This is a genomic window from Actinomadura keratinilytica (assembly GCF_039539665.1).
Lineage (GTDB): Bacteria > Actinomycetota > Actinomycetes > Streptosporangiales > Streptosporangiaceae > Spirillospora > Spirillospora keratinilytica.
Genome location: NZ_BAABDO010000220.1, coordinates 1 through 4,759, shown reverse-complemented (window position 1 = coordinate 4,759; position 4,759 = coordinate 1). Strand labels below are relative to the sequence as shown.

Genomic DNA, 4,759 nt, shown 5'->3' with positions numbered 1-4,759 from the left:
GCGACGCCGCCCGGCGCGGCGTCAGCGGCGGCGGTCGGCGATCTCGCGGCTCGCGGCCAGCCCCGCCAGGTCGCCGGGGGCGCGGCCGGCCACCCAGCCCTCGTAGTTGGAGACCGCGCGGGCGCGGCCTCTGGTGAGGTTCGGGAACAGCTCGTCGACGGCCTGGTCGACGGCGCGGTCCCGGGCGGCCAGAGCGGGCAGCGGCGCGTCCCGCGGGCCCTCGGCCCCGTCGAGGCCGACGGCGGCCCGGTCGGCGTGCGCGGCCCGGTTCGCGGCCTGGTTCGCGGCCTGGGCGGCCCGGTCGGCGGCGTCGCGCAGCCGTTCGCCGATGCGGGCGGCGTAGGCGTTGAGGAAGGCGTGCCGGAACGAGCGCGTACGGGATCGTCCCCCCGCGTCCCGCCGCGCTCCGGCGCGCACCATCGCCGCGGTCGCCTGCACCAGCAGGGAGGTGAACATCATCTCCACCGCGGCCAGGTCGGCCGGGAAGCCCAGCACGGTGGAGAAGCCCAGCTCGCGGTGCCAGACGGCGCGGCACCCGTTGGCCTCGGCCACCACCGTCAGCAGCGCCGCCTTCGGCGACTCGTACGGCGCGTCCACGGCCAGGCGCCGCCCGGCCGGCCCGGCGGCGGCCGCGGCGCCGTCGGCGCGGGCCGCCGGCAGCGCCCGGTCGATGCTGTGGCGGGCCATCAGCTCCTGCGCCCGCGCGCTGAGCGCCTCGGCCTCCTCGGGGAACTCGGTCGACTCCGCCTTGGCCAGCAGCGCCCGGACCTTGGCCAGCATGCGCTCGTCGACCGGGCCGGCGGCCGCCGACGGCTCGCCCGGCAGCGGGGCGATCTTCGGCAGCCGCGGCAGCGCGCCCAGCAGGTGCAGCACCTCCAGCGCGCAGGCGAGCACCTCGGCGCGGTCGGCGCCCTCGCGGCGGCGCCAGCCGCGCGGCAGCTCCTCGTCGCGCGTCCACCAGACCCGCGCGTCCAGCGCGGCCAGCTGGCCGCGCCACCCGGCGTCCGTCGTGGCCGCGGGGTAGGCCCGGGACTCGGCCGCGATCACGTCCACCACCAGGCGCCGATGCCGGGCGCCGAGCGTGCGGGCGGTGAAGCGCGCCACGTCGGCGGGCTGCCAGCCGCGGTGCCAGGCTGCGGTGGCCGCCTCCTGCAGGCGCGCCGGCAGCAGCCGGTCGCCGGGGCGTTCGCCGCAGGCGGCCAGCTCGGCGACGCAGGCGCGGAACGCGGCCGGGTCGCGGCGCGACAGCGCGCGCAGCGCCCGCGCCATCAGCGCGTCGACCATCTGTCATCCCCCGTGGCGAACGCGGCCGCGGTGCGGACCCGGCGGCCGTCGGCTCAGCCGCCGGCCTCCTCGCCGCGCAGTTCCTCCACCACGACGCTCTGGTAGGCGCGGGAGGTGTCCGGCACGTACGTCAGCCGGGCCAGCGCCCGGCCGTCCCGGTCCCTGATCTCGAAGTGGTAGCCCTCGTCGCTGCGCTCGCCGACCTGGGCCACCGCCTGGTCGTGGCGCAGCCGGCACATGGTGTCGACCTTTTCGAGCGCGACCTTGAGGCTGCCCGCGTCGCTGATGAGCCGGGCGGGCTCACTCGTCTCCCAGATCTCGAACATGGTCGCGTTCCTGTCAGGGGTCGGGGGTTGTGGGTGCGGGGACTTCAACCGGTCTGCGGGATAGCTTGCGCTGAATCGGTGGAAGTTTCAATCAGGGCAGGTCTCGGATTGATCACTATTCGGGGTGGCGCACCTCCGCAGAGTTATGCCGCCGGGCCCGCCGGACCGGGCTCTCATGCCCGTTGAACTCGGCGAACGGCCTTCCGGGCGGGCCATTGCGCCACCGGGGCGGGGAGATGGTCCGATTTGTGCGAGTTCTTTGCTTGTTTCGCGAAGACCTGCCCGCTGACCAGGGCGGATGCGGTGGCGCGCCGTCCTCGCGCGGCCCGCGATATGAGAACCGCCACGTTCGGCGCGCACATCACGGCTTCGCAGCGAGGGCGCGGCATCGGCATTCCGCATTGTTATGTTCCAGCGGTAAACCTGTGCGCCTGTCTGTGCGTCGCCGCAATAACAGACGGGCATTCCGGACGGCCGCGCACGCCGATCACGGGAAGATGACGGCGCCGCCGGAGGGCGGGGACCGCCTCAATCGGCGGGCGCGGCGGCGGCCTGCGCGGTGACCTCGGTGACGACCTCGCGGACCCGGCGGCGCAGCCAGGCGTGCGCGGCGTCGGCGTCGTAGCGGGCGTGCCAGCCCAGGGACAACCGCAGCGGCGGCAGCTCCAGCGGGATGGGCAGCGCCACCAGGCCGAGCCGTTCCACCAGGCGGCGGTGCAGCCGCCGGGCGGCGAAGCCGAGCAGATCGCCCGCACGGTGGCGGCCTCCGGGCTGGCGGTGCTGGCGGCGGGGCTCGGGCTGCTGTCGCTGGTGGACGCCGCCACCCCCTACCCGCTCTACGCGGCCTTCCTGCTGGTCCTGTCGGTCGGCATGGGGTTGTGCGTGCCGCTGCTGTCGGTCGGGATCATGAGCGCCCTGCCGCCCGACCGGGCGGGGCTGGGATCGGGGCTCAACAGCGCCGCCCGCGAGATCGGCAGCGCGCTCGGCGCGGCCGTCATGGGCACCGTCCTGACCGGCCGGTTCGCGGGCCGGGGCGGCGGGACGGCGGCGGGCGCCCTGGCGGGCGGCGACGCGGCCGCGCGCGCCCGTGCGGTGGAGACGTTCGTCGACGCGATGGCGGCGGGGTTCGCAGTGGTGGCGGTCGTCGTGGCCGTCGTCGGACTGTCGGCCGCCGCGGGCTTCCGCGACCGCAAGTAGCGATATATCGTGATGTCTCCGGCCATTGAGATATAACGCGTTTGGAGGTGGCTCGTGAGCGTCGAACAGGCTCCGGCCGAGGGCGGGCGCCTGCGCGGCAGGGTGCTCGACCTGGTGTTCGTGCGCGGCCGCGTCGAGGAGGTGCGGCCGGCGGCCCGCCGCATGCGGCACGTCCGGATCTCCGGCGTGCCGGGACTCGCCTGGACGCCCGGACAGCAGGTGCGGGTGAACGTCTCCGACCTGTTCGCCGCCCGCACCTGGCTGCGGGGCATGCGCGACGCCCTGCGCACCTACTCGGTCTGGGACTACGACCCCGACGCCGGGGCGCTGGAGCTGCGCGTGATGGACCACGACGGCGACGGGCCGGGCGCCCGGTGGGCGCGGACGCTGCGTCCCGGCCAGGAGGTCGCCTTCACCAAGCCGGAGGGCGGGTTCACGCTGCGCGAGGACGCGCCGTACCACCTGTTCGCGGGGGAGGAGACGGCCTCGGTGGCGTTCGGGGCGATGCTGCGCGCCCTGCCCGCGGACGCCGGCGTGTACGGCGTCGTCGAGGTGGCGGGCCCGGAGGACGAGCTGGCGCTGCCCCGGCGGGCGGACCTGACGTGGCGCCACCGCGGCGACGCCTCGGCCGCCTCCTCGGCGTCGCTGGTCGAGGCGGTGCGTTCGCTCGAGCTGCCGGACGGCCCGCCCGGCGTCGCGTACGTGGCGGGGGAGGCGCGGACCGTCCAGCTCGTCCGGGCGCACCTGGTCCGCGAACGGGGATGGCCGCGCCGGGCGGTGCGGGTCAAGCCGTTCTGGACGCCCGGCAAGCGCGGCCTGGACTGATCGGCGGTCACGGTCGGGCGCGGCGCGGTGCCGGATCCGCCGCGCCGCGCGCAAGTGTCGGCGAATCTTGCGCGCACGGCCGCGGGCCCGGGGCGCGGATCGCGCCGATCATAGATCGCCGGCGGCGGCTCGGCCCGGCCCCGCAGAGGCCGCTGCGGGTCTTGTGCGAGGTCGGCGCGGTGCGGCGGTGCCGCGGCCGCACCGCGCGGCGGGACGGGCCCGTCCGGGGGCCTTGCGGGCATGGACGGCTCGGGGGTGCCGCGTCACCATGGCGGCGTAGCGCTGGCCGGTGCAGCCGGTGGGGCGTTCGGGAAAGCGGCGACAAATGAGGCGTGCGCCACATTCCCGGCTCCCCGTCGCTGGGCCCCCGCTTCCGTCGCAGGTCAGGACGTGCAAACCGGTGCGGCGGCGGGCGGGGCGGCGCCGGTGCACGGCGATCTTTTTCCGATCTGCACGTGCATCGGCTCTTGCACCTGCACGCTATTGCTAGCAGGATGGCCCCCGGACCCCCGCACGTGAACTCCCCGGAGATCGCGATGACCGCACACTTGAGCGACAGCGACCGACAGGCGCTGCGCCTCGCCCAGGACCTGCGCGAGCAGATGAGGCTGGCCCTGCCGCAGCAGAGCGCCGCGCCCTCGGTGTCGCCGTTCGTCGACCCCTCGGGACGCCCCAGCGTCCTGATGCGGATGGACGACGAGACGGCGCGCGCCCTGATGGCGGTGCTCAGCGACCGGCTCGCGGCCCAGGCGCAGGCGCAGCCGCCGATGCCGCAGCAGCAGTTCGCGGCCGAGCCCCGCCGCGCGGACGGCTCCCACGCGGCTCCGCCGCCGGCGGCCCAGCCGCCGCAGCAGCCGGAGATGTCCGCGCTGCCCCCCGCGCCGGCGTTCACCCCGGCACCGGCCGTCCCCGCACCGGGCGGCCCGCTGTTCCCCACGGCCTTCCCCGCGCGCTGAGCCACCGTCGGCTCGCCGAGCGCGCACCGACGCGGTCTCCGACGACGCCCGGGGCGGCAGGCCCCGGGCACGTTGGTGTCCGGCGCCGGTCAGCCCCACACGCGCGCCACCGCGTCGGCCACCGCGGGCGCCTGAGCCCGCCCGGCCCGCGCCGCGTGGGCGCGCCGCGCC

6 protein-coding genes are annotated in these 4,759 nt (G+C 76.5%); 3 read left to right on the top strand and 3 right to left on the bottom strand.

The annotated features are described in order from the left end of the window. Nucleotides 1–21 precede the first annotated feature (21 nt). The 3 genes from ABD879_RS32090 to ABD879_RS32080 form a co-directional block, all read right to left on the bottom strand. Nucleotides 22–1,284 (bottom strand): DUF2786 domain-containing protein, encoded by a 1,263-nt coding sequence (locus ABD879_RS32090; RefSeq protein ID WP_345025543.1) that lies wholly within the window; start codon nucleotides 1,282–1,284, stop codon nucleotides 22–24. A gap of 53 nt (nucleotides 1,285–1,337) precedes the next feature. Next, nucleotides 1,338–1,610, bottom strand: coding sequence for a hypothetical protein (locus ABD879_RS32085; protein ID WP_345025542.1), 273 nt, complete (start codon nucleotides 1,608–1,610; stop codon nucleotides 1,338–1,340). Nucleotides 1,611–2,138: 528 nt separating this feature from the next. Continuing rightward, nucleotides 2,139–2,315, bottom strand: coding sequence for a hypothetical protein (locus tag ABD879_RS32080; protein ID WP_345025541.1), 177 nt, complete (start codon nucleotides 2,313–2,315; stop codon nucleotides 2,139–2,141). A gap of 9 nt (nucleotides 2,316–2,324) precedes the next feature. On the opposite strand from ABD879_RS32080, the gene ABD879_RS32075 reads away from it, so the two are divergent. The 3 genes from ABD879_RS32075 to ABD879_RS32065 all read left to right on the top strand — a co-directional run bounded on the left by ABD879_RS32075 (nucleotide 2,325) and on the right by ABD879_RS32065 (nucleotide 4,588). Next, nucleotides 2,325–2,807, top strand: a complete 483-nt coding sequence (locus ABD879_RS32075) for an MFS transporter (protein WP_345025540.1) — start codon at nucleotides 2,325–2,327, stop codon at nucleotides 2,805–2,807. A 54-nt stretch (nucleotides 2,808–2,861) separates the two neighbouring features. After that, nucleotides 2,862–3,632: a siderophore-interacting protein gene (locus ABD879_RS32070; protein ID WP_345025539.1), complete on the top strand. Its 771-nt coding sequence runs from the start codon at nucleotides 2,862–2,864 to the stop codon at nucleotides 3,630–3,632. 536 nt (nucleotides 3,633–4,168) lie between these two features. Beyond that, on the top strand, nucleotides 4,169–4,588 hold the full coding sequence (locus ABD879_RS32065) for a hypothetical protein (RefSeq protein ID WP_345025538.1): 420 nt from the start codon (nucleotides 4,169–4,171) through the stop codon (nucleotides 4,586–4,588). The last annotated feature ends 171 nt before the right edge of the window (nucleotides 4,589–4,759 follow it).